General features: G+C 68.8%; 17 protein-coding genes. 12 read left to right on the plus strand and 5 right to left on the minus strand.

Going from position 1 to position 24,295, the window contains the following annotated elements:
- Positions 1-400: 400 nt before the first annotated feature.
- The gene (locus RQI28_RS14205) at positions 401-2,308 is read right to left on the minus strand and encodes a B12-binding domain-containing radical SAM protein (RefSeq protein ID WP_311223315.1); all 1,908 of its coding nucleotides are present in this window, start codon (positions 2,306-2,308) and stop codon (positions 401-403) included.
- A gap of 140 nt (positions 2,309-2,448) precedes the next feature.
- Here RQI28_RS14205 and RQI28_RS14210 point away from each other — a divergent pair, with 140 nt between their 5' ends.
- Positions 2,449-3,438, plus strand: coding sequence for a tripartite tricarboxylate transporter substrate binding protein (locus RQI28_RS14210; protein ID WP_311223316.1), 990 nt, complete (start codon positions 2,449-2,451; stop codon positions 3,436-3,438).
- Here the strand turns inward: RQI28_RS14210 and RQI28_RS14215 are convergent.
- Positions 3,425-4,474: a sensor domain-containing diguanylate cyclase gene (locus RQI28_RS14215; RefSeq protein WP_311223317.1), complete on the minus strand. Its 1,050-nt coding sequence runs from the start codon at positions 4,472-4,474 to the stop codon at positions 3,425-3,427. The genes RQI28_RS14210 and RQI28_RS14215 overlap by 14 nt on opposite strands.
- 125 nt (positions 4,475-4,599) lie before the next feature.
- On the opposite strand from RQI28_RS14215, the gene RQI28_RS14220 reads away from it, so the two are divergent.
- Entirely contained in the window at positions 4,600-5,715 is a 1,116-nt protein-coding gene (locus RQI28_RS14220; protein WP_311223318.1) for an MBL fold metallo-hydrolase, read from the plus strand.
- An 80-nt stretch (positions 5,716-5,795) separates the two neighbouring features.
- On the opposite strand, the gene ubiM is transcribed toward RQI28_RS14220, so the two are convergent.
- Together ubiM and RQI28_RS14230 are read right to left on the minus strand one after the other, a co-directional pair.
- Entirely contained in the window at positions 5,796-7,085 is a 1,290-nt protein-coding gene (gene ubiM, locus RQI28_RS14225) for a 5-demethoxyubiquinol-8 5-hydroxylase UbiM (protein WP_311223319.1), read from the minus strand.
- A gap of 369 nt (positions 7,086-7,454) precedes the next feature.
- Complete coding sequence (locus tag RQI28_RS14230; protein ID WP_311223320.1) at positions 7,455-8,936, minus strand: aldehyde dehydrogenase (NADP(+)); 1,482 nt, start codon at positions 8,934-8,936, stop codon at positions 7,455-7,457.
- A 169-nt stretch (positions 8,937-9,105) separates the two neighbouring features.
- On the opposite strand from RQI28_RS14230, the gene RQI28_RS14235 reads away from it, so the two are divergent.
- From RQI28_RS14235 to minE, 8 genes are all read left to right on the plus strand, one after another.
- The gene (locus tag RQI28_RS14235; protein WP_311223321.1) at positions 9,106-9,342 is read left to right on the plus strand and encodes a DUF6139 family protein; all 237 of its coding nucleotides are present in this window, start codon (positions 9,106-9,108) and stop codon (positions 9,340-9,342) included.
- A 226-nt stretch (positions 9,343-9,568) separates the two neighbouring features.
- A complete protein-coding gene (locus tag RQI28_RS14240) occupies positions 9,569-10,402 on the plus strand; it encodes a M48 family metallopeptidase (RefSeq protein WP_311223322.1) in 834 nt (277 codons plus the stop codon).
- A gap of 206 nt (positions 10,403-10,608) precedes the next feature.
- Entirely contained in the window at positions 10,609-12,762 is a 2,154-nt protein-coding gene (locus tag RQI28_RS14245; RefSeq protein WP_404976910.1) for an acetoacetate--CoA ligase, read from the plus strand.
- 243 nt (positions 12,763-13,005) lie between these two features.
- On the plus strand, positions 13,006-18,528 hold the full coding sequence (locus RQI28_RS14250) for a diguanylate cyclase (protein ID WP_311230895.1): 5,523 nt from the start codon (positions 13,006-13,008) through the stop codon (positions 18,526-18,528).
- 105 nt (positions 18,529-18,633) lie between these two features.
- Complete coding sequence (pssA, locus tag RQI28_RS14255) at positions 18,634-19,263, plus strand: CDP-diacylglycerol--serine O-phosphatidyltransferase (RefSeq protein WP_311223325.1); 630 nt, start codon at positions 18,634-18,636, stop codon at positions 19,261-19,263.
- A 316-nt stretch (positions 19,264-19,579) separates the two neighbouring features.
- Entirely contained in the window at positions 19,580-20,350 is a 771-nt protein-coding gene (gene minC / locus RQI28_RS14260; protein WP_311223326.1) for a septum site-determining protein MinC, read from the plus strand.
- A gap of 71 nt (positions 20,351-20,421) precedes the next feature.
- Positions 20,422-21,237 carry a septum site-determining protein MinD gene (gene minD, locus RQI28_RS14265; protein WP_311223327.1) on the plus strand — a complete coding sequence of 272 codons (816 nt, stop codon included), beginning with the start codon at positions 20,422-20,424 and terminating at the stop codon, positions 21,235-21,237.
- 5 nt (positions 21,238-21,242) lie between these two features.
- Positions 21,243-21,509 carry a cell division topological specificity factor MinE gene (gene minE / locus RQI28_RS14270; protein WP_311223328.1) on the plus strand — a complete coding sequence of 89 codons (267 nt, stop codon included), beginning with the start codon at positions 21,243-21,245 and terminating at the stop codon, positions 21,507-21,509.
- 110 nt (positions 21,510-21,619) lie between these two features.
- Here minE and RQI28_RS14275 read toward each other — a convergent pair whose 3' ends face one another.
- Complete coding sequence (locus RQI28_RS14275) at positions 21,620-22,177, minus strand: flavin reductase family protein (protein WP_311223329.1); 558 nt, start codon at positions 22,175-22,177, stop codon at positions 21,620-21,622.
- A gap of 106 nt (positions 22,178-22,283) precedes the next feature.
- On the opposite strand from RQI28_RS14275, the gene RQI28_RS14280 reads away from it, so the two are divergent.
- Both RQI28_RS14280 and RQI28_RS14285 read left to right on the plus strand, forming a co-directional pair.
- Positions 22,284-23,069, plus strand: coding sequence for an alpha/beta fold hydrolase (locus RQI28_RS14280; RefSeq protein ID WP_311223330.1), 786 nt, complete (start codon positions 22,284-22,286; stop codon positions 23,067-23,069).
- 29 nt (positions 23,070-23,098) lie between these two features.
- A complete protein-coding gene (locus tag RQI28_RS14285; protein WP_311223331.1) occupies positions 23,099-24,202 on the plus strand; it encodes a M14 family zinc carboxypeptidase in 1,104 nt (367 codons plus the stop codon).
- Positions 24,203-24,295 lie beyond the last annotated feature (93 nt).

Below are 24,295 nucleotides of genomic sequence, written 5' to 3' on the forward strand. Positions count from 1 at the left end.
CGCTGCAAGCGCGCAGTGAGTTCTGCGGCACACCCCGCCCGCGAGCACCGCAGGTTGCCCCGTAGCGCAGCGAAGGGGACGCAGACAGCAGGGTCGCCCTTTCTTTGCTTACTTTCTTTCGGCGAAGCGAAAGAAAGTGAGTGCGCCGCCGGGCGCATCCCCCGGCCCCGGGACGCAACCTCACAACAGCTGTCAAAAAGATAGCTGAAAGCGCTTGCCAAATAAGCGCTAGAGTCCAAAAAGACCCCAAACTTCCTTCGCGTTGATGAAGCAAAGGAGAGCAAGCGTTCAGCCGGCCACATCACCCCGCCCCAGGAAGCAATTCCACCAGCAAGATACAAGACAAATAGCCCTCTAACGCTTGATAGATAAGCGCAAGCAGCTATCAAATAAATAGCAATTACCCACCCCGAAGCGCCCTCTCAATCCGATTCCGCTGCACCGTCGTCTTAGGCACCTTGAACGGAAACCAAGCCCGCACATCCTCTTCCAGCCCGATCCCGTGCATGTAGTTGTAGATCGCCTTCTTCAACCCCAGCCCCAGCGCATCGTGGTCCACACCCGTAGGGTCAATGAAGCCCACATCGTTCTTCGCGAAGTCGCCCGGCGGCAAAGGGGCCAGCGTCACGCCGTACTCCTCGGGGTTCTTGCCCACCGGCGAGTGCACGGTGCAGGCAAAGCGGTGAAAGAACCCGCTCTGGATGCAGCCGTTGGCGAACAGCTGGCGTACGTACTCCAGCGCGTCCACCGTGTCCTGCACCGTCTGCGTCGGAAAGCCGTACATCAGGTAGGCGTGCACCAGAATGCCGGAGTCGCTGAACGCCTTGGTCACGCGCGCTACCTGGTCCACCGACACGCCTTTTTTCATCAGCTGCAGCAGCCGGTCAGACGCGACCTCGAGCCCGCCCGAGATGGCGATGCAGCCCGAGTCGGCCATCAGCTCGGCCAGGTCGGGGGTGAAGGTTTTCTCGAAGCGCACGTTGCCCCACCAGCTGATGCCGGCCTTGCGCTCGATCAGCTCGGTGGCCAGGGCCTTGAGGGCCTTGGGAGGGGCGGCTTCATCGACGAAGTGAAAACCCGTCTGCCCGGTCTCGCGCACGATCTGCTCGATGCGGTCGGCCAGCACCGCCGCGCTCGCGCCCTCGTAGCGGCTGATGTAGTCCAGGCTCACATCGCAGAAGCTGCACTTCTTCCAGTAGCAGCCGTGCGCCACGGTGAGCTTGTTCCAGCGCCCGTCGCTCCACATCCGGTGCATGGGGTTGAGCATGTCCAGCAGCGACAGGTAGCGGTCCAGCGGCAGGCCGTCCCAAGTGGGCGTGCCCACTTCGGCGAAGGCCACGTCGGCTTCCATCATGTTCACGTACTGCACGGCGCCGTCATCGCCGCGCACGAAGGTGCGCACCAGCCGCTGGCGGCCGCGCTGGCCCTGCAGGTGCTCCAGCAGCGCCAGCAGCGGGCGCTCGCCGGCGTCCAGCGTCACGTAGTCCACATGGTCGAACACGCGGGGGTCGGCCAGTTCGCGCAGCTCGGTGTTCACGAAGCCACCGCCCAGCACCGTGGCGATGTGCGGCCAGCGTGCCTTGATGGCCTGCGCAATGCGAAACGCCGCGTATACCGAGCCGGGGAAAGGAACGGACAGCAGCACCACCGTGGGCTGGTGGCGCTCAATGGCGTCGTGTGTGAGTTGCACCAGCATGTCGTCCACCAGCGTGGGCGGCGCGGCCAGCGCCTGGGCCAGCGGGTCGAACGTGGGCTGGCTGCCAGCCAGCGATTCGGCGTAGCGCACGAACTCGAAGCGCTCGTCCACCGCGTCGCGCAGCACGTCGGCCAGGTCGTTCAAATACAGCGTGGCCAGGTGCTTGGCCTTGTCGTGCAACCCTAAGGCGCCAAAGGCCCAGCCCAGCGGGTCGCCGCCTTCGTCGTCCACATACACGTCGAGCGTCGCAAAGCGCGGCCCCTCTGGCAGGTAGTGCCGCCCGGCGATGCGGTGCGCCAGCGTGCTGTCGCGGCCCTGCAGGAAAGCGATGGCGGGGCCGATGGTGGCCAGGTAGCGGCCTTGCTGCTCTGCGAAAGATTGCACGGCAGGGCTGCGCTTTTTTGGCGGCAAGGCCTGCACGCGCGCCGCCACGTCTTTCAGGCCTTCGGGCGACAGCAGCCGCAGCACCAGCGCCAGCGCCAGGTCTTCCTGGAACGCGGTGACGCCGCGCGAGCGCAGAAAGCCCGTGAGGTAGGCGGTGGACGGGTAGGGCGTGTTCAGCTGCGTCATCGGCGGGATGACGGCGAGCACGCGGCAGGCAGAAGCGGACATGAAGGCGTGGGGTTGTGAAGCCCGATTATCCCGGTCGGTGTGCACACCCGCTGGGCCAGGGGCATGCGGCAGGCACATTTTTGGCTTTGCCTACCATCGCGGTCTTACCTGTTTGGGTCACAGGAGAGAGTGTGGTTTTCATGAAGATGCAACGTCGGGCCTGGGCCTGGAAAGTGGCGGCCGTGGCAGCGGCCGCATGGGTGGGCAGCGCCGGCGCGCTGGCGCAATCGGCCTATCCCTCGCGCCCCGTCACGCTGGTGGTGCCGTTCCCGCCCGGCGGCAGCAGCGACACGATTGGCCGCGCGATCGCACCCAAGCTGGGTGAAAAGCTCGGCCAGACCGTGATCATCGACAACCGGCCCGGCGGCGGCACGGCCGTGGCGGCCGGCTACGTGGCGCGTTCGGCGCCGGACGGCTACACGCTGCTGATCGGCTCGGGCTCCATGCTCACGCTCAACCCGGCGGTGCGCAAAGACCTGCCCTACGACTCGATCAAGAGCTTCGAGCAGATCGGCATGCTGAGCCGCGCCGGCATGGTGCTGCTGGCCGGCAAGGACGCGCCCTTCAACACGCTCGCGCAGGTGCAGGCCGCAGCCAGGAAGGCCCCGGGCCAGTTGCCCTATGCCTCGTTCGGCGCCGGCACTGCGTCGCAATTCACGGCCGAGATCGCCTGGCTGGCCATGGGCGTGCAGCTGCTGCACGTGCCCTACAAGGGCAGCGCGCCCATGCTCACCGACCTGATCGGCGGCCAGTTGCCGCTGGCCATGGACACGGTGGTCACCGCGGCGCCGCAGATCAAGGCGGGCAAGGTCCGCGCCATCGCCGTGGCGTCGCCCAAGCGGCTGCCCACGCTGCCGCAGGTGCCGACCTTCGCCGAGGCGGGTTTCCCCGACGTGGTGCTGGAATCCTGGGGCACGGTCATGGCGCCGCGCGGTCTGCCGTTAGCCGTGCACGCCCGGCTGGAAAAGGCCTTGATGGAAACCATGGCCGACGCCGGCGTGCGCAAGGCACTGGCCGACCAGGGCGTGGAGGCCGTGGTCGGGCCGGCCAAGCAGGGCGACGCGCTGCTCGAGCGCGAACTGCCCTTGATGCGCGCCGTGGCGGCGTGCGCCGGCATCAGCGCGGACTGATCGGCGGCTGCCCTGTGCTCTGCCGGGCTTGCCGGCGGGCCATCTTGGTCTGGTACATGGCCTGATCGGCCAGGCGTATCGCATCAGCGGCCCGATGGGGGCCGGCTGCGGGGGGCTGGCAGACCACGCCCACGCTGGCGCCTTCGTAGTCGAGCGAGATGCCGTTGAGCTCGAAGCGCCCGCGCGTGGCATCGGTGATGCGCTGGGTCAGCGTCTCCTGCGCAGCGCGGGCGGCGTGCCCGGTGTGCGCGCTCAGGCTGATCACGACGAACTCGTCCCCACCCAGGCGGGCGGCCATGTCCTCCGCGCGCAGCGTGCCCCGCAGACGCTGCGCCACGGCCATGAGGAACTGGTCCCCCGCCTCATGGCCGTGGGTGTCATTGATCGCCTTGAAACCGTCCAGATCCATGAAGGCGATCAGCACGTTCATTTTCTGGCGCTGTCCCTGGGCCAGCATCCGCTCCAGTGCGGCCACCAGCGCGTGGCGGTTGGGCAAACCGGTCAGCGCGTCGGTCGTGGCAAACGCCTGCAGCTTCTCGTTGGCGGCCAACAGCTGGTGGATCAGCTGCTCGCGCTCCACCTGCTGGCCAATCAGGTACGCGAACAGGGTCAGGATGCGCTCGGCCTGCGCCGTGCGGGGCCGCGAGCGCGGGCTGACCGCGCAGAGCGTGCCGTACAGCACGCCGTTGCCAGTGCGCACGGGCGTGCTGGAATACGTCTGGATGCCCAGCGCGCGCGCCGCCTGCGAATCGGGCCAGCGGTCCGGCACGTCATTGACGAACGTCTGGCCCTCGTTCAACGCCCGCTTGCACAGCGAATCGTCCCAGGGCACCGACAGCCCTTCGCTGATCTGCAGCGCGCTCGAATTGCGCGCATACAGCACGCGCTGTAGGCCCAGCGTGTGGTCGATGGAGGTGAGGTAGGTCGATTCAAGGCCCGTCACCGCCTCCAGCATCTCCAGCAGCGGCCGTGTGAGTTCTTCCACGGTGCGGGCGGTGGACACGGACTTCGACAGGTGCTCAAGGATCTGGGTCATGCGCGGAAATTATCCCCTTGTGGCGTCCGGACGCCGTGCGGGTCTCTGCCTTGCATGCCCTTGCGCCGTGCCCTGGTGTTGCAGCGGGACACCCCCGTATCCTGAATCGACGACACACTCTGCCCATGCCGCGCCGCATGCGCAGCACCCTGTCTGCCCTTCTTCTCCTGATCGCCATGGCCACCAGCCTCTCTTCTTGCGCCACCCCGGCGGCCCCGCCGCATGCACAGTCCTCCCAATACGTGGATGGCAAATTCCGCAACCAGGCGCCGCGCCGCCCGCTGGGCTTTGCCAAGACGGTGAGCGTGTTCTGGAACTTCCTGACCGGCAACAAGCCGCCGGACACCGTGCCCAGCCAGCCCATCGCCGTGCAGCCGCTGACCCGCGCCGCGCTGCTGGCCGCGCCCGATCTGAGCCTGTGGCGCCTGGGCCATTCCACGATGCTGATGAAGCTGAACGGCGGCTTCTGGCTGACCGACCCGGTGTTTTCCGAGCGCGCTTCGCCGGTGCAGTTCGCCGGCCCCAAGCGCTTTCATGCGCCGCCCATCGCCATCGATGAGTTGCCGCCCATCACCGGCGTGGTGCTCTCGCACGACCATTACGACCACCTGGACCACGCGGCCATCCTGGCGCTGGCGCCCGCGGTGGAGCACTTCGTGGCGCCGCTGGGCGTGGGCGACCGGCTCATCGCCTGGGGCGTGCCTGCGGCCAAGGTGCAGCAGTTCGACTGGTGGCAGGGCACGACCATTGGCGGCGTGCAGCTGGTGGCCACGCCCGCGCAGCATTTTTCGGGCCGCAGCCTGACCGATGGCAACAGCACGCTGTGGGCGTCATGGGTGCTCATCGCCGGCGGTGCGGCCGGCGAGACTCGCATCTTTTTCACCGGCGACACCGGCTACTTCGACGGTTTCAAGGCCATCGGCGAGCGCTACGGACCGTTCGATCTGACGATGGTGGAAACCGGCGCCTACAACCAGGACTGGCCCGACGTGCACATGCAGCCCGAGCAAAGCCTGCAGGCGCACCTGGACGTGCGCGGCCGCCACATGATGCCCATCCACAACGGCACATTCGATCTGTCGCTGCATGCGTGGAACGAGCCGTTCGAGCGCATCGATGCGCTGGCAGCGCAGCGCGGCGTACCGCTGGTCACACCCGCCATGGGCGAGCGCGTGGACATCGCCGCGCCCACCGGCACGCAGCCCTGGTGGCGCGCGAGCGTGGCCCAGCCTGCGGGCTGAAAAAATCTGTTCTAGGGAATCGACCTTGCCGCGCGCGCTGCTCAGGCCGGCGGTGCGGTTGCGGCTGCAGACCTGCCGGGCTATCGCAGCCCAGGTGCCGCCCCGCGCCCCGTCAGCTGCCGAGTGATCGCCGCCTGCAGCGGCGGCAGCCGGCGCGCGCCCTGCAGTACCAGCTGGCGCAGCAGCCGTGGTAGCGGCCGCGCATCGGTGTAGAGCCGCACGATGGCGTTCGTGCCCTGGTAGATGGGCAGGGCGTGCCGGTGGTGGGCGCGGGCGTAGCGGGCCAGCACCGACGCCGCGCCGATGTCCTGTCCGCGCGCTCTGGCTTCGGCCAGCACCCGGCTCAGGCCCTCGACGCCCGCCAGGCCCAGGTTGTAGCCGTGCGCCGTCACCGGGTGCATGCCCACGGCGGCGTCGCCCAGCAGGGCGCAGCGGTGTGCGCAAAAGCGGTGCGCGTACACGGCGACCAGTGGGTAGGCATGGCGCTCGCCCACCAGCTGCATGCTGCCCAGGCGCTGCTGGAACTGGGTGGCGACCTGCGCGGCGAATTCGCCTGCGTCCTGCGCCATCAGCGCTGTGGCATCGGCCGTGTCCGTGGTGACCACCACCGAGCACCGATGCGTGCCGTCCTGCCCGTCGTCCGGCAACGGCAGCACGGCCAGCGTGCGTGCGTAGCCGAAGCACTCGTGCGCCACGCCGCCGTGCGGCTGCGCGTGGCGCATGCGGCAGACGATGACGGTGCGGCCGAAGTCGGTCATCTGCGCGCCGATGCCCAGCTGCCGCCGCGTGGCGGAAAAGCGGCTGTCTGCGGCCACCACCAGCGGCGCCTGCAGACGCGTGACCGGTGTCTCGGCGGCGCTGCTTGGCTGTGTGTAGTCCACCTCGGCATGCGTGGCTAGCGTGGCGACCCGGCCCACCTGCGCGCCGCAGACGATGCGCACGCCCGGCGTGGCAGATGCCGCTTGCCAGGCCGTGCGGCGCAGGGCGTGGTTGGGCACGATCCAGCCCAGGTGGTCGGCGCCGCTGCGGTGCGCGCCGGGCGCCGCCAGCTGCAGCGCCGCGTGCTGGCCCACCGGCCCGTCGTGCACCTGCGCTTCGGTGATGCGGCCGATCTCGTGGGCGGCCAGCATTTGCCAGCTGCCCAGCCGGCGCAGCGTGTCGCCGCTGGGGTGCGTCAACGCGATCTCGCGGCCGTCCGGCGCGGGGCTGGCCAGTGATGCTTCGTCCTGCTGGTCGAGCACCGTGACGCGAAAACCGGCCTGCCCGAGCGATGCGGCCAGCGACAGGCCTGCCGGGCCCGCGCCGACAATCAGGACGTCGGTCGGGTCGGCGCTGGGGCTGCTGCGGTGGGCGGGCGACTCAGGAGACATGGCGGTTCCGCGGCGGTGGATACGGGGTGATGCGGTGGGCGTTGCGGTGGGGTGCGGGTCGAGGCGCCGTGGGCGGCCACTGCCTGCGCGACCATTGTCGGACAGCGGCAAACGCGCCGCTTGGCCTGCGTCAAAGAGCGGAGAGAAAGAAACCTTGTTGAATGGCGCTATGTTTTTAATAGCTGCATATCATTGTTGGATAAGCGCTAGAGGCCGAAAAGACCCAAAATTCACACGGCTTGGGTGCCATAACGCCTGCCTCACTGGGTTGCACAGGCGCTCCGCGCCCACGAAAAAAGGGCTCCGCGTGTTCGGCGGAGCCCCTTTGAGTGAGTGCGACAAGCAGCCGCGCAGCGCGGCGGGGTCAGGTCAGACCGAAACGCCCTTGCGATCCGTCAGCCAGGCCGGTGCGTCCTGCAGCGCCACGGGGCGCAGGAAGCGGTCCAGCGCGGCGTAGCCCACCGAGGTGGTGAACGGCGCGGTCGACGCAGGGAACGGGCCGCCGTGGTGCTGGGCGGCGGTCACTGCCACGCCGGTGGGCACGCCGGTGAACAGCACGCGGCCGCTGATTTGCGTTGCGGCGCGCACCAGGTCGCGGTTCTCGGCCGTGTCGTTGTCGGCACCCCAGATGGTGACGGTGAGCGAGCCGCCCACAGCCTTCAGCACGGCGATGGTCTCGGCAACGGAGCCCACGCGCACGACCAGCGCGGCAGAGCCGAACACTTCATCGTGCAGCTGGTGATCGGCGATGAAGTCGGCAGCCTGCACTTCACCCAGGAACGGGCGCGGCGTGGCGCCGGCGGCGGCCGTGTCGCTCACCAGGGCCTTGAGCTTGGCGTTGCCCTTCCAGGCGGCCACGCCCTTGTCGAACGCGCCACGGATGCCGGGGGTCAGCATGGCGTGGGGGGCCAGGGCGGCGAGCTTTTCAGCCAGGGTGGCGACGAAGGCGTCGCCCGAGGCGTCCGTGCGCACCACGATCACGCCGGGGCTGGTGCAGAACTGGCCCGAACCCAGGCAGATGGAGCCGGCCAGCGTCTCGGCCAGCGCGGCGCCGTTGGCTTCCAGCGCGGCAGGCAGGGCGACCAGCGGATTCACCGAACCCAGCTCGCCGTAGAACGGGATCGGGCGGGGGCGCTCGGCGGCCACCTTGGCCAGTGCCGTGCCGCCCTTGAACGAACCCGTGAACGCCACGGCAGCGATCGCAGGCGCCTTTACCAGGGCCACGCCGGCTTCGATCGAGCCGCCTTCGACCACCTGGAACACGCCGGCCGGCAGGCCGCGCGCAGCCACCACCTTCTGTGCCAGCGCCACGGTCTGGCGCGTCAGCTCGGGGTGGGCGGGGTGGCCCTTGATGACCACGGGGTTGCCGGCGGCCAGGGCCGAGGCGGTGTCGCCACCCAGCACGGAGAACGCGAATGGGAAGTTGCTGGCCGAGAACATGGCCACCGGGCCCAAGGGCACGCGCACGCGCAGCATGCGAGGACGGCCGGCGGGCGGCGCACCTGCCACGGCCGGGTCGTCGATGGTGGTGTGCGCGTCGCCGCGCTCGATCACGTCGGCAAAGCCGCGCAGCTGGAAGGCGGTGCGGTCCAGCTCGCCGTTCAGGCGCACGGGGCCTAAGCCGCTTTCGCGGTCAGCCAGGGGCACCAGGGTTTCGCGCTGGGCTTCCAGGGCGCTGGCCAGGTCGCGCAGCAGGGCGGCGCGGTCGGCGGCGGAGGTGGCGCCGAAGGCATCAGCGGCCTGCGCCGCGGCGGCCACAGCGGCGTCGATCTGGGCGGGGGTGGATTCAGCCCAGGCGTCGCCGTGGGGTTGGCCTGTGCGGGCGTCGATGGATTGGAGTGTGTTGGCCATAAGTTGTCTGATGTCTGATAAGTGAGAGCCCGCAGAGCATAGCGCGGCTAGGGCGCCGCAGGCAAGCCGGGCTGTCTGCCGCCCTGCCGGCGAAGCGCCTATTCCTACGCTCGTGTTCGGGTGCTGCCGGTAGAGTGGGCCTTCTTCCAACCCGACCCAGGATCCGACCATGCGCGTGGACATCTATCGCCGAGCCGAAGCCGAAGGCAAGTTCTCTCACCTTGTCGTGCCAGAAGGGCGCCAAATTCCCCAGGAGGCGATCAATACCGACTGGGAAAGCGAGCTGGCCGGCCAGGAGCTGGACGAGGGAGCCGCGCATTGGGACGACTTCGGCATTGCCGAGCCCGGTCGGCAGATCAGCGAGAAGGGCTACGCAATCACCAGCGTACGGGAACAGACGGACTGATCTGCCGAAGGGCTGCTTCAGCAATCTGAGCCGATGGCATTTCCCAAGGCGCTGTGGTCCCCGCGCGCCTGTTGGCAAGAGAAAAGTGCGTTGAACCGGGTATTTGCCCTGTCAAAAATTGCAACAATGTTGCCGCGCAGCGGGATCCTTGCTGCGTGCTTCGAAGAAGGTGCGGGCGCTATATCGGCTGCCCGCCACCTCGCCATTTTTAAAACGAGGGAAATTCATGAACACTTCTCGCCTGAGCGCGCTTGCGCTCGCTTTGTTTCTGGCCGGCTGCGTTACCAATGGCTCCAAGGGCAGCTCGTCCGCAGATTCGTCGCCCATCGCGTCCGTTGCTTCCGCTCTGGGCTCGGTAGGCGGTGGCAGTTCTAGCAGTACCGACAGCAAGATCGGCGCTGCAGCGGACGTGTTCAAGGCGGCCACCGTGTCGGACGAGGAGCTCAAGGCGGTATCGCTGCAGCTGCGCGCCTATGAAGAGCGCACCGAAAAGGTGGCCCCAGCCAACAATAAATATGCCCAGCGCCTGGCCCGGCTCACCAAGAAGCATGTCAACGAAGACGGCCTGAAGCTCAATTTCAAGGCCTACCTGAGCAACGAGGTCAATGCCAACGCCACGGCAGACGGCTCCATTCGCGTCTACAGCGGACTGATGGACATGATGAACGACCAGGAACTGCTGGGCGTCATCGGTCACGAGATCGGCCACGTGAAACTGCAGCACTCGCTGAGCGCCATGCGCACGGCCTACCTGGCTTCGGCCGGCCGTAAGGCCGCGTCTGCCGCCGGTGGTGTGGGCAAGCTGGCCGATAGCGACCTGGGTGCGCTGGGCGAGAAGCTGGTCAACAGCCAGTTCTCGCAAAGCCAGGAGACGGCCTCCGACGACTACGGCCTGGCTTTCATGAAAAAGCACAACTACAAGGTGAGCGGCATGGAGTCGGCCTTCCGCAAGCTGGCGGCGCAGAGCGGTGGCAAGGGCGGTGCGCTGGACGAGATGCTGTCGTCACACCCCAACCCCGCCGGCCGTGCTGACCGCATGCGCGATCTGGCGGCGAAGTAAAGCAGTAGACATTGCCGCGCCTCGCATGGCATGACTCCCCATCCCCTCGTGCGTCTGGCACCGCGAGGGGATTTTTCTTGGGCTCGATAAGCGCCATGGCCATGGCCCTGGGGCGTGAGAGCAGGCTCGTTTTGCTGTCAAGCCAGCGACGCGCTGTGGATGACATGTCCGGGTGATACGAAGTAGGCTGCGCTGCTATGGAAACCATGAAATTGCTGCCACCGCCGTACGTTCCCCAGATCCGCCTGTACCAGGACTGGCTGGGCCGCGAGCGGGGCCTGGTGTTCGATGATTACGACGCGCTCTGGCGCTGGTCCACCACCGACCTGGGCGCCTTCTGGCAGAGCATGTGGGATTACTTCGACGTGCAGTCGCCCACGCCGTACACCGCCGTGCTGGCGCGCAACGCCATGCCGGGCGCGCAGTGGTTTCCCGGCGCACAGGTCAACTACGCGCAGCAGGCCCTGCGGCATGTGGAGGCGGCCCACGCCGCCGGTCAGCCGGCCGTCATCAGCCGCGATGAAAGAGGCCGCCACCGCGAGCTGAGCTGGCCCGAGCTGCGCCGGCAAGTCGCGTCGCTCGCGCTGCACCTGCAGCGCCAGGGCGTCGGCCCCGGCGACCGCGTGGCCGCGTACCTTCCCAACATTCCTGAAGCACTGGTCGCCCTGCTGGCCACCGTGAGCCTGGGCGCCATCTGGAGCGTCTGCGCGCCCGACATGGGCACGGCGGCCGTGCTCGACCGCTTCCGGCAGATCGAGCCCAAGGCGCTGATCGCGGTCGACGGCGTGACCTACGGCGGGCGCGAGTTGGACCGCACCGGCGTGCTGGCCGAGCTGCGCGCGGCGCTGCCGTCGCTGCAGCACGTGGTGGTCGTTAACAACCTGAATGCTACTAAAACTATAGCTGATTGCGCTTGCTACATAAGCGCTACAGGCCGAAATGATGCTGAAGTCGCTGCCTTTGAGCCGCGCTGGGTGCCGTTCGATCACCCGCTCTGGATCGTCTATTCCAGCGGCACCACCGGCCTGCCCAAGCCCATCGTGCATGGCCACGGCGGGATGGTGCTGGTGGCGCTGCAGCTCAAAAGCCTGCACAACGACATCGGCTGCAGCTACGAGCCCAATTCCTTAGGCGAGCGCTATCACTGGTACAGCTCCACCGGCTGGGTGATGTGGAACGCGCAAGCCAGCGGGCTGTTGTCGGGCACGACCTGCGTGATCTACGACGGCAACCCCGGTGGCACCAAAGACAATCCCGACTGGGGCGTGCTGTGGCGCTTTGCTGCCGAGACCGGCGTCACCTTCTTCGGCGCCGGCGCGGCGTTCTACGCCAACTGCATGAAGGCGGGGCTGGAGCTTGCCGCCTGCGGTGACCTGTCGCGCATCCGCGCGTTGGGCACCACCGGCTCGCCGCTGTCGGCGGACGTGCAGGCCTGGGGCACGGCGCAGTTCGAGCGTATCGGCACGCCTGACGCCGCCGCGCCGGTCCGCGCAAGCCAAGGCGCGGCCCCCTCGGGGGGCAGCGACCCACACGCAGTGGGGGAGCGTGGGGGCGAACCCATCTGGTGGAACAACATCTCAGGGGGCACCGATTTTTGCGGCGCCTTCATCGGCGGCCACCGCGAACTGCCGCAGGTGCCCGGAGAGATGCAGTGCCGCATGCTGGGCGCAGCCGTAGAGGCCTGGGACGCTGAAGGCCACCCGGTGGTGGACGCCGTGGGCGAGCTGGTCTGCACGCAACCGATTCCCTCCATGCCGCTGTACCTATGGGGCGATACGGACGGCAAAAGATACCTCTCCAGCTACTTCGACATGTACCCACCGGGCCACGGCCGCCAACCCGGCGGCGGCGACGGCCCGCCGGAGATGGGCGCGGTCTGGCGGCACGGCGACTGGCTGAAGGTCACGCCTACGGGCAGCTGCATCATCTACGGCCGCAGCGACGCCACCATCAACCGGCACGGCCTGCGCATGGGCACCAGCGAGCTGTACAGCGCCGTCGAGGCCCTGCCCGAAGTGCTCGACAGCCTGGTGGTCGATCTGGAATATCTGGGTCGCCCCAGCTACATGCCGCTCTTCGTCGTGCTGCGGGATGGCGTGGTGCTGGACGACGCGCTGCGCCAGCGCATCGCCGGTGCTATCCGCACCGCGCTGTCGCCGCGCTTCGTGCCCGACGACATCCTGGCCGTGGCCGAAGTGCCGCGCACCCTCACCGGCAAGAAGCAGGAACTCCCCGTCAAGAAGCTGCTGCTGGGCCAGCCACTGGACAAGGTCGTGAACAAGGACGCCATGGCCAACCCCGGCAGCCTGGACTGGTACGTGGCCTACGCGGCGGCGCGGACGAGCAGCACCCACGCTTGACCCCCATCAGTCGCTGAACTGTCCGAACCCCCGGGAGCGCTGCTGACCGTGCTGGGCGATGTTCGGCCGCGACCTGCGCGGGGGGTGCGGGCAGGACGCGTCGAAGGCCGGGTGAGTCGCTCCTGCGCTGGGGCGGCTGTCGCCTGAAAATGCAACAAATGGTGCGCGCGCCACTATCATCGTCGGCAATTGCGCTCACAACCCATGTTGCCCCCTTCGTCCCCAGCCGCCGATCCGCTAGGTGTGCCTCCGGTTCCTGGCTTCGCCCGCCCTGGCCAGTCGTTCGCCGGCTATGAGGTGGGGGAAACTTTGTACCAAGGCCCCCGTTCGGTCGTGCTGCGCTGCCGGCAGGTGAGCGGACCGGCGGTCATCGTCAAATTGCTGCGGTGCGACCGGCTGGGGCCGGGCGACGTGGCCCGGTTTCGGCGCGAATACGAATTGTCGCGGCGCGTGCCACATGAGCGCGTGGTCAGCGCCACCGCACTCGGCAGCCATGACGGCGTGCTGTTCATCACCATGCCCGACGACGGCGCCACCGCTCTGCGCGAATGGCTGCGGCAGGGCCCGCTGCCCATTGCACAGGCGCTGGACATCGCGCTGGCCGTGGTGGACGCCCTGGAGGCCATTCACGTGCGCAACATCGTGCACAAGGACGTGGCGCCAGGAAACATCATTGCGCGGCCTGGCGGCGTCGTTCGCCTGATCGACTTCGGCATCGCCGCCAGCGTGTCGGTGGAGCGTACGCAGGCCGTGAGCCTGCGCGAGCTGGAAGGCACGCTGGCCACCATGGCGCCCGAGCAGACGGGCCGCATGAACCGCGACCTGGACTACCGGGCCGACTTCTACGCGCTGGGTGCCACGCTCTACGAATTGCTGACCGGCGCACCGCCCTTCGGCGCCATCGACGACCCGCTGCGCGCCGTGCACGCCCATCTGGCGCTAATGCCCCCGCCATTGCAGGCAGGCTGCCCGCAGGCTCCGGCCGTGCTGGGTGCGTTGGTCGACCGGCTGCTGGCCAAGGAGCCCGAGTCGCGCTACCAGAGCCACCATGTGCTGCGGCGCGATCTGCAGCGCATTCGTGCATCGTTGAACGACCCTGCTGCGCTGCAGGGCCTGGTGCTGGCGCAGGGTGATCTGTCAGAGCGTTTTCACGTCGCTGGCCGGCTCTACGGCCGCGCGCCTGAGGTGCGCCAGTTGCTGGCCGCTTTCGACGCGGCAGCCGGCGGCGCCGCGCGGCTGGTGACGCTGGACGGTGCTCCGGGCGTGGGCAAGACCGCACTGGTGCAGGAGGTGCAGCGCACCCTGCTGGCGCGGCAGGGCCAGATGGCCAGCGGCAAGTTCAACCAGTTCGGCCAGCCTGCGCCCTGCGCCGCCTTCGTGCAGGCGCTGGCGCAGCGCACCCGCCAGTTGCTGGCGCTGCCGCCGGCCGAACGCGCGGTGTGGGGCGCCCGGCTGCAGTCGCTGCTGGGTGCCAACAGCGCCCTGGCGCAGTCCACCCTGCCCGAGTTGGTGGCCCTGCTGGAGCCCGCCGCGCCCGATGAGCATGCGCTGGGCCCGATGGAGGCAGAAAACCGGTTCGTGCGCACCATGCAGTTGTGCTTTGCGGGCCTTTGCAGCGCCGACTCTCCGCTGCTCGTTTTCATCGACGACCTGCAGTGGAGCGACCGGCTGTCGCGCCGGCTGCTGCGCGAGATGGTGCTCGACGACGGCCTGCAGCACCTGCTGGTGATCGGCGCCTACCGCGCCGACGAAGTGGGGGCTGACCACCCGTTGGCGCAAGACCTGGCCACGCTGGCCGCCCAGGGCGACGCGGGCGGCCGGCACCTGGCCATGCGGCTCGATGCGCTGACGGTCAGCGACGCGGTGCAGTGGCTGGCCGATGCGTTGCAGCGGTCGCAGACCGAGGTGCAGCCGCTGGCACAGCTGTGCTATGCCAAGACCGGCGGCAACCCCTTCTTTCTGGGCCGTTTTCTGCACGACCTGCACCAGCGCGGCCTGATCTGGCTGGACCGGGCCGAGCCCCGCTGGAGCTGGGACAACGAACGCATCCGCCACGAGCATGTGGCCGACAACGTCGTGGCGCTGATGCTCGAGCAACTGCGCCGCCTGCCACCCGACACGCGCACCGTGCTGGCGACGGCCGCATGCCTGGGCAGCCGGTTCGACCCGCACCTGCTGGGCGTGGCGTGCGCGCGCACCACAGCCCGCGTGGCGGCTGCCCTGCACCCTGCGCTGGAGGCCGGGCTGGTGGTGCCCCGTGACGCGCGCTACAAATGGCTGCCGGTGCTGGACGCGCAGGAAAGCCAGGGCGTGCAGGCCGAGTTCGCCTTCGCCCATGACCGCGTGCAGGAAGCGGCCTACCTGCTTTCGTCCGAGCTGGCACGGCCCGCCCTGCACCTGCACATCGGCCGGTTGCTGCGCGACGCACGGCCGGGCGAGCAGCCCGATTTCGCGGTCGTCAACCACCTCAACCTGGGCCAGGCCCTGGTGCAAGCGCCCGCCGAGCGCGCGGCATTGGCCGGCTACAACGCGCGCGCCAGCGTGCTGGCTTGCGAGGCCGCATCGTTCGATTTGGCTGCGCATTACGCGGCCCAGGCCGTGGCATTGCGCGGCGCCGAGGGCTGGCACGCCGACGCTGCGGGCGCGCTCGAATTGCACGTGCATGCCGCGCGCATGGCGGCCCTCACGGGCAGCGCCGACATCATGGACGCGCTGATCGACACCGCGCTGCCGCATGCCGCCACGCCCATGGCACGGGCGCGTCTGCTGGACGTGCGCATCGAGTCTTTCTACGCATTGGGCCGGCTCGACGACACGCTGGAGTTGGGTTTGAGTGTGCTGCAGCTGCTGGGCGCGGCGCCGCCCGAGGCCGCATCGCCCGCCGACGCGGTGCAGCTGGTGACCGATGTGCGCGCCGAGATCGAGGCCATCGGCTTCGACGCGCTGGCTGCACGCCCGGCGATGACCGACGCGCTGTGCCTGCAGCAGTTGTCCGTGGTGGCCAAGATGACCGCCGCTGCCTATATCGCCCGCCCGGCGCTGCTGCCGCTGCTGACGGTGCTGCAGGTGCGCCTGATGGTGGCGCATGGGCACGCGCCCGTGGCGCTTTCGGCCTATTCGGTCATGGGGCTGATGGTGGCCGAATTCCTGCAGGACTACCCCTTCGGCTACCGGCTGGGCCGCCTGTCGATGGACCTGGTGGAGCGCCACGGCTGGCGCCATGTGCATGCGCACGCCGGGTTCTCGTTCAATGCCTTTCTGCGCCACTGGATCGAAGGCCTGGCCAGCGGCCTGCCGGGCCTGATGTCCGTGCACCGCAACGGGCTGGAGACGGGCAATCTGCGGCATGCGGGGCTGGGACTGTACGTGCACGGCTACCACGCGCTGCTGGCCGGCATGCCGCTGGCCGATCTGGAAACGCAGCTGGAGGCTGACGCCACCACGCTGCGCCGCATTCGCCAGCCCGTGGCGCACGATTATCTGGGCGCGTTGCTGGCCGTGGTGCGCGCGCTGCGCCGCCCGATGTTCGACGCCGAGCCGCTGGAGCAGCAGGCCGCCGGCTTCTCGGCCCGCGCGCTGGAGCAGACCTATGCCGACCGCGCCGACCAGACCGGCGCCATGTTCCTGCATGCGTGGCACTGCATGCTGCACGCGCTGGCCGGGCGGGCCGAAGAGGCCGTCGCCGCGGGCGATGCCGCCCAGGCCCTGTTTGCGGCCGGGCGGGGCATGGCCATGGTGCCGTTCTGCGTGTTCTTCTCTGCCATGTCGGCGCCGCACAGTGGCCGGCCCGATGCGGCGCAGCGCTGCAAGTCGGCCCTGCACCGGCTGGAGCTGTGGGCACACACCTGCGCTGACGTGCGGCCGCTGGCCTATCTGCTGCGCGCGCGCATGGCGGCCTTCGACATCAGTCTGCCCGGCCCCCCGGTGGATGTGCAGGCCGAAATCGATGCGGCCCAGCGCGCCGCGCAGACGCTGGACAACCTGTTCGTCCAGGGCCTGGTGCACTGGTCGGGCCACCAGGACGCAGCGCCCGCGCACCTGGCCGATGCCGCCGCCCGGGCCGAACGGGCGCAGGCGCGTGCGCTGTTCCTGCGCTGGGGCGCGGTGGCGCTGGCTGGCCGCATCGAGGAGCCCCGTGCCGCGGCGACCGACCCGTCGTCGCGCCCATCCGCATCGGCCTCCTCGCTGCCGGGCGGCGCCTTGCTGGCGAGCCCGGGCAGTGCGCTGGACTTGTCCACGCTGATGAAGGCGGTGCAGGCCGTCACGGCAGAGATCGCGCTGGATGCGCTGCTCAATCGCCTGCTGCAGGTGCTGCGCGAAAGCGCCGGCGCCAGCCGCGCGGCTGTGGTGCTGAGTGATGGCACGGTAGCCGGCGCCTGGTCACTGCGCGCCGACAGTGCCGCGCCCGCCGATGCCGGGCCCGACGGCACGCCGCTCGAAGACGCCGGTGCGCGCCTGCCGCTGGAGGTGCTGCGCACCGTGCTGCACCTGGCCGCCCCGGTGCTGATTCCCGATGTGCTGCAAGCGCATGTGTGGCGGCGCCTGCCTTACTTCAGCACGCGCTCGGTGCGCTCGGTGCTGTGCGTGCCGCTGGTGCGCCTGGGCAGCACCATGGGCGCGCTCTATCTCGAAAACGACGCGATGGCGGGCGTGTTTTCGCAGCAACGCATCCAGTTCCTGGAGCTGCTGTCGGGCAACGTGGTCAACGCCATCGACAACGCCCGGCTCTACGCGCAGTGGCGCGGGCTGGCGCAAACGCTGGAGCAGCGCGTGGCCGAGCGCACCCAAGCACTGGCCGAAAGCGAGTCGCGCCTGATGTCCATCCTGCACAACGCGCCGCTGCCCATGCTGGTAACCAACGTGGCCGAAAACAGATTTGTCTACGTCAACGAACGTGCCGCGCACCTCTCAGGCATGCCCATGGCCGAGCTGATGGAACGCGAGCCGCGCAGCCTCTATCGCAACCCCGGCGAACGCGACCGCATGTTTGCGCAATACCGCCGGGACGGTGTGCTGCGCGACTATGAAACCAGCCTGCTCACGCCGGACGGGCGCGAGCTGTGGGTGCTGGTGTCGATGGTGCCCGTCACCTATGACGGCGCGGCCTGCGCGCTGGCGACCATCGTCGACATCACGGAGCGCAAGGCGATGGAAGACGCGCTGCGTGTGGCCGCCACCACCGATGCGCTGACTGGCACGGCCAGCCGCCGGCATTTCATGGAGCGCTCCGAGGCCGCCGTGGCGCAGGCGCGCCGAGCGCCGCAAGGCAGCGCCGCCGCAGCGCTGTCGATGGTGATGTTCGACGTGGACGACTTCAAGCTCGTCAACGACCGGCACGGTCATGCGGCTGGCGACGCCGTGCTGCGCGCAGTCACGGCGGCTGCCGTGGGCCGGGTGCGCGCGGGCGACCTGGTGGGGCGGCTGGGCGGCGAGGAATTCGGTATCTTGCTGCCCGCCACCGGCCTGGCCGATGCGGTGGCCCTGGCGCAGGCGCTGCGGGCGGCCGTTGCGGCGGTCAACGTGCCGGTCGGCGACTCGGTGGATGCCTTGGCCGATGTGCCGGCAGGTGCAGCGGGCGTGCAGGTCACGGCCAGCTTCGGCGTGAGCACGCTGGCGCCCTGCGACACGCTGGACACCCTGCTCGCGCGTGCCGACGGCGGCCTCTACCAGGCCAAGCACCAGGGCCGCAACCGGGTGAACTGCCTGCCGACACCGCAGGTGCCGGCCATGGGCAACGATCTGCCGCCGACCCCCGCTGCTCCGTAGGATTCGCCTGACGGCCCGCCGCGTGGCTGCGTTCCATAATGGTTCGCAACGCCGGCCGGCGCTCTCCGTCTCGTCGCCAGGCCGACCGCCATCCCAAGGAATCCCATGAACGCACCCGTCCCCAAGCGCTTTTCGATGATCCGCGAGTTCCACCTCGCAGACTGGTTCACGCTGGGCAATGCCGTGTGCGGCGTCGGCGCGCTGTTCTCATGCATGACCTTTCTGGCCACGGGCGACGTGCGGCACATCTATTTCGCCGCCGCGCTGGTATTGGCCGCGCTCATCTTCGACGTGCTCGACGGCCGCATCGCCCGCTGGCGCCAGAAGTCGTCGGCCATGGGACGCGAGCTGGATTCGCTGGCCGACGTGATCTCGTTCGGCGTGGCGCCCGCCATCATTGCCTACGCCTGCGGCATGCAGGGGCTGTACGACCGCATCGTGCTGGCGTACTTCGTGGCCTGCGGCGTGTCGCGCCTGGCGCGCTACAACGTCACGGCCGAGACGCTGTCGGACGGCTCCGGCTCGGGCAAGGTGAAGTACTTCGAGGGCACGCCCATTCCGACCTCCATCGTGCTGGTGGGCGTGATGGCGCTGGCCGCCTGGCTGGGCGCCGTGGGCGACCAGCTGTGGTTCGGCTCGGTGCGCCTGGGTGGCTTCACGCTGCACCCGCTGGTGCTGCTGTTCGCGGTGTCGGGCTCGCTGATGATCAGCCGCATCCGCATTCCCAAGCTTTGACGCTGAAACGATCTAGCCAGGCAACTTTTCGGGTAAGGCTCTTTTGCTATTGATTTAATAGCTGCTAGCGCTTATGGATAAAGCGCTGGAGGCCATTTTGGCTTCAATTCTTCCAGTGATGGCCCACATGTCGAATCCGGCGCGGTCTTGGGGCAGTTCGGCGGCAGTGCCCGCTGCGGTGCCCTCAGCCCCGCGCAGGACACGTCCTGATGCAGCCCGTGCCGTGGTGCGCTGTACACTTCGCGGCTTTCCGGCGCCGGGCCCCGTGAGCGGCGCGCATCTCTCATTTTCATCTTTCCGCGCACCCACAAGCTTCATGGCCGTTGATACGGCGGGCGCTGCCCGCACCAGCTTTGACCTCAAGAGCGCCCAGTTGCCGGTAGTGGCCGTGGCGCTGAAGACGACCGACGCCGCCGTGCTGGCCGCCGACCTGGCAGCCCGGCTGGCCGACGACCCTGAATTCTTCGACAACGACCCGGTGCTGATCGACCTGGCCGGCGTGCGCGATGCCGCCGAGCCGGTGGACTTTGCGGCGCTTATCCAGTCGCTGCGCGCCCTGCGCACCCAGCCCGTGGCCGTGCGCGGCGGCAACCCCGAGCAAATGCAGGCCGCCCTGGCCGCCGGCCTGGTGGCCGCGCCCGAGGCGGCCCCTGTGCGCGCTGCCATCCCGGCCGGCGCACCTGCAGCGCCCGTGCGCGAGGTGGTGCGGGAAGTCGTCCGCGAGGTCGAAGTACCCGTCGAGGTGCCCGTGGCCGGCCCCAACACTGTGGTGGTCGACAAACCCCTGCGCTCGGGCCAGCAGGTGTATGCCCGCGGCGGCGACCTGGTGGTGATGGCCGTGGTGAGCTTCGGCGCCGAAGTGATCGCCGACGGCAACATCCACATCTATGCGCCGTTGCGTGGCCGGGCGATTGCCGGCGCGCGTGGCAACACCGAGGCGCGCATTTTCAGCACCTGCCTGGAGCCGCAACTGGTCTCCATCGCAGGCATCTACCGCACTACCGAGACCGAGCTGCCCGAGAACGTGCGCGGCAAGCCGGCGCAGGTGCGGCTCGAAGGCGAGAAGCTGCTCATCGAGCCGCTCTGAGCCATTCCCATTTTTCTTCACTTTCGATTTTTCCGTCCATCCGGATCACCAACGCAGGGAAACAGCACACCATGGCCAAAATCGTCGTCGTGACCTCCGGCAAGGGAGGCGTGGGCAAGACCACCACCAGTGCCAGCTTCGCATCGGGCCTGGCCCTGCGCGGCCACAAGACCGCCGTGATCGACTTCGACGTCGGCCTGCGCAACCTCGACCTGATCATGGGTTGCGAGCGCCGCGTGGTCTATGACCTGATCAACGTGATCCAGGGCGAGGCCAACCTGAACCAGGCCCTCATCAAGGACAAGCAGTGCGACAACCTGTTCGTGCTGGCCGCCAGCCAGACGCGCGACAAGGACGCACTGACGCAGGACGGCGTGGAAAAGATCCTGAAGGATCTGGCGGCGATGGACTTCGAATACATCATCTGCGACTCGCCCGCCGGCATCGAAAGCGGTGCGCTGATGGCGATGCACTTCGCCGACGAGGCGTTGCTGGTCACCAACCCCGAAGTCTCTTCGGTGCGCGACTCCGACCGGATCCTGGGCATGCTGGGCAGCAAGACCAAACGCGCCATCGAAGGCAAGGAGCCCATCAAGGAGCACCTGCTGATCACGCGCTACAACCCCGGCCGCGTGCAGGAAGGCCAGATGCTGAGCCTGGAGGACATCCAGGACATCCTGCGCATCGATCTGATCGGCGTGGTGCCGGAATCGGAAAGCGTGCTGCAGGCCTCCAACCAGGGCACGCCCGCCGTGCACCTGCAGGGCTCGGACGTGTCCGAGGCCTACAAGGACGTGGTCGCGCGCTTTCTGGGCGAAGACAAGCCGCTGCGCTTCATCGACGCGCAAAAGCCTGGCTTCTTCAAGCGCATCTTCGGCGGGAGGTAATCGGCATGGCTTCGTTTCTCTCTTTTTTGCTGGGCGAAAAGAAAAAGACCGCCAGCGTCGCCAAGGAGCGCCTTCAGATCATCCTGGCGCACGAGCGCAACGGCCGCAACGCGTCCGAGCCCGACTACCTGCCAGCCCTGCAGCGCGAACTGATCGCGGTGATCTCCAAATACGTGAAGATCAACCCCGATGACCTGAAGGTGCACCTGGAACGCCAGGACAACCTGGATGTGCTTGAAGTAAAGATCGAGTTGCCCGACGCGGTCAAGTAAAACCCGCCCAGGGCTCCATGTCGGTCAATGAGACCCGTTGGCCCTGAGTCCGACAGCAGGTTTAGGGTCAAATCAGGCTCTAGCGCTTATGCATCAAGCGCTGGCAGCTATCATTTTTGATTGGCACTCGCCAGCGCAGGCGCCGCGCCCAGCGGCAGTTCGGCATAGAACATGCCGCCGTGATAGAGCAGGGGCGATGCGCCCTCCAGGTGGCTGCACTGCTCCACCTCGCCCACGAAGATGGTGTGGTCGCCCTCCACGTACTGGCTGCGGTTGAAGCACTCGAACACCGCCGCCGCGCCCGCCAGCACCGGCGCGCCCGCCACGCCGGGCGCATGGTCCACCCCCGCGAACCGATCGATGCCGCGCGTGGCAAAGCGCTCTGCCAGCGCCTGCTGCCCGGCGGCCAGCACGTTGATCGCGTAGTGCGAGCCGGCCGCGAAGGCCGGCAGCGACGACGCCCGGTGGGCCAGGCTCCACAACACCAGTGGCGGATCGAGCGAGACGGAGTTGAACGAACTGGCCGTCATGCCGACCAGCGAGCCGTCGGCCGCGCGCGCAGTGACGATGGTCACCCCCGTGGCAAACATGCCCAGGGCGTCGCGGAACTCGCGCGTGGAAAAGCCCGGCGAGCGGGCGGCGAGGGGGCGGGGCGTTGGGGAATTCACGGGCAACGAAGCGCGGCGCAGCGCGCGGCGGTCAAAAAGGGGTGGGCTATTATGGTCTGCGCATCCGCCGTGCCGCGCGGGCGGCCCGCTCCCCATCCTGTAGTCCATGGCTCTTCTTCCCACCTTCACCACCCTCGGCTCCGGCCACACCGTCTTGATGCTGCACGACGTGGACGGCAGCCATCTCACCTTTGCTCCCCAGGTTGAAACACTGGCCAGCGCCGGCTACCGCGCCGTGGCGTGGGACATGCCCGGCTACGGCCACAGCGCGCCCATCGAGCCCTACGGCTTCATGGGCCTGGCGCAAAGCTGCACGCGGTTGATCGACGCGCTGCAGGGCGGCGCCGTCACCCTGGTGGGACACGGCATGGGCGCCATGCTGGCGCTGGAAGTGGCGCTGCGCCAGCCGCAGGCCGTGCGCCGGCTGGTGCTGTGCGCGGGCGGCCCGGCGCTCGATGCCGCCAGCGAAGCCGCCTGGGTGGCGCCGCGCCTGGCCGCGCTCGATGCCGGCCAGTCGATGGACGCCATCGCCCAGGCGCTGGTGCCGCGCACCATCGGCACCGGCGCGCTGCCCGAGGGCGTGCGCCTGGCCAGCCACGCCTTGAGCCAGGTGAACCCGTCTGCCTGGCGGCATGCGCTGCAGGCCCTGCCCACGTTTGCCCGCGGCGCTGCCGAATTCGCCCGCGTGCAGGTGCCCACCCTGCTGGTAGGTGGCGAGCAAGACCGCTGCACCCCGCCCGAGGCACTGCAGGCGCTGGCCCACGTGCTGGTGGACGCGCGCCACGTCTCCATGCCCCACGTCGGCCACTGGCCACAGCTCGAAGACCCCGACGCCTTCGACGGTGCGCTGCTGGACTTTCTGGCGGCGACCCCCAGCCGGGTGCTGCACTGATGCGGCCGGGCGATCACACACCCGGCACGGTGGCTGCTGCCCTGCGCTGGGTGCTGCCGGCCCTGGCCGTGCTGGCCTTGGCTGCAGGCGGCTGGCAACTCTGGCAATCGCCCCGCGACGGGCGCGACACCGCCCGCGGCCCACTCGGCGCGGCGCTGTTCGCCGAAGGGGCCGACGCGCCTCTGCAACTGCTGGGGCCACGGGTCTCCCACCCATCCGGCGTTGCCCAGGCCCCGCCGCGGCCTGCCGCAGCGGCAGCACCTGCCGCACCCTTGGCACGGCCCATTCAAGCCGCGTCGCCGCAAGCCGCTGCGGCCGCATGCCAGCGCCTGCTCAAGCGCCTGCCCACCATCACCGCTGCCGACTGCGCCGCCACGCTGCTGGCCGAGAGCGGGGCCCAGTCCGTGCTGGGCACGCCGATCTACTGGCGCGATGTCGCCCCGGTGGTGGCCCCGCAGATGGCCCCCGCCACGGCGAGGAGCGCCGAGCCCCTGCGCGTGCTGGTGGTTGGCGCCATGCACGGCGACGAGCTGACGTCGGCCTCGCTCGCACTGCGCTGGATCGCGCTGGCCGAGGCGCAGGTGCAGGGCGCAGCAGGGCGTCTGCCCGTGCACTGGCGCTTCATTCCGGTGCTGAACCCCGACGGCCTGCTGGCCAAGAAACCCACCCGGGTGAACGCGCGCGGCGTGGACCTGAACCGCAACTTCCCCACGCCCCACTGGGATCGCGATGCGCCCATCTACTGGGACAAGCGCACCCGCAAGGACCCGCGCCGCTGGCCCGGCCCCACGCCGCTGTCCGAGCCGGAGTCACGCTTTCTGCACACGCAGATGGAGCAGTTCGCGCCCGATCTGGTGGTGAGCATCCACGCGCCGTACGGCGTGCTCGACTACGACGGCCCGCTGCCGCCGCCCAGCCGCCTGGGGCAGCTGCGGCTCGACCAGCTGGGCATCTTTCCCGGCTCGCTGGGGCATTACGGCAGCGTGCGTCAGGGCATGCCGGTGGTCACCATCGAGCTGCAGCACGAGCTGCGCATGCCGGCAGACGAGCAGGTGCGCGCGATGTGGCGCGATCTGCTGCGCTGGATGGACGCGCATTTGGCGGAACCACCCCAAGCCACCGCCAGTCCTTGAGGTTTACAAAGGAAATCCGCCTCTAGCGCCCATATATCAAGCGCTCTTAGCTATTAAAAGCGTAGCAATTGCCTGCTTCGCCAGCGAGCCGTG

Source organism: Acidovorax sp. WCS2018Noco2-16 (assembly GCF_031843945.1).
Classification (GTDB): Bacteria; Pseudomonadota; Gammaproteobacteria; order Burkholderiales; family Burkholderiaceae_C; genus Paracidovorax.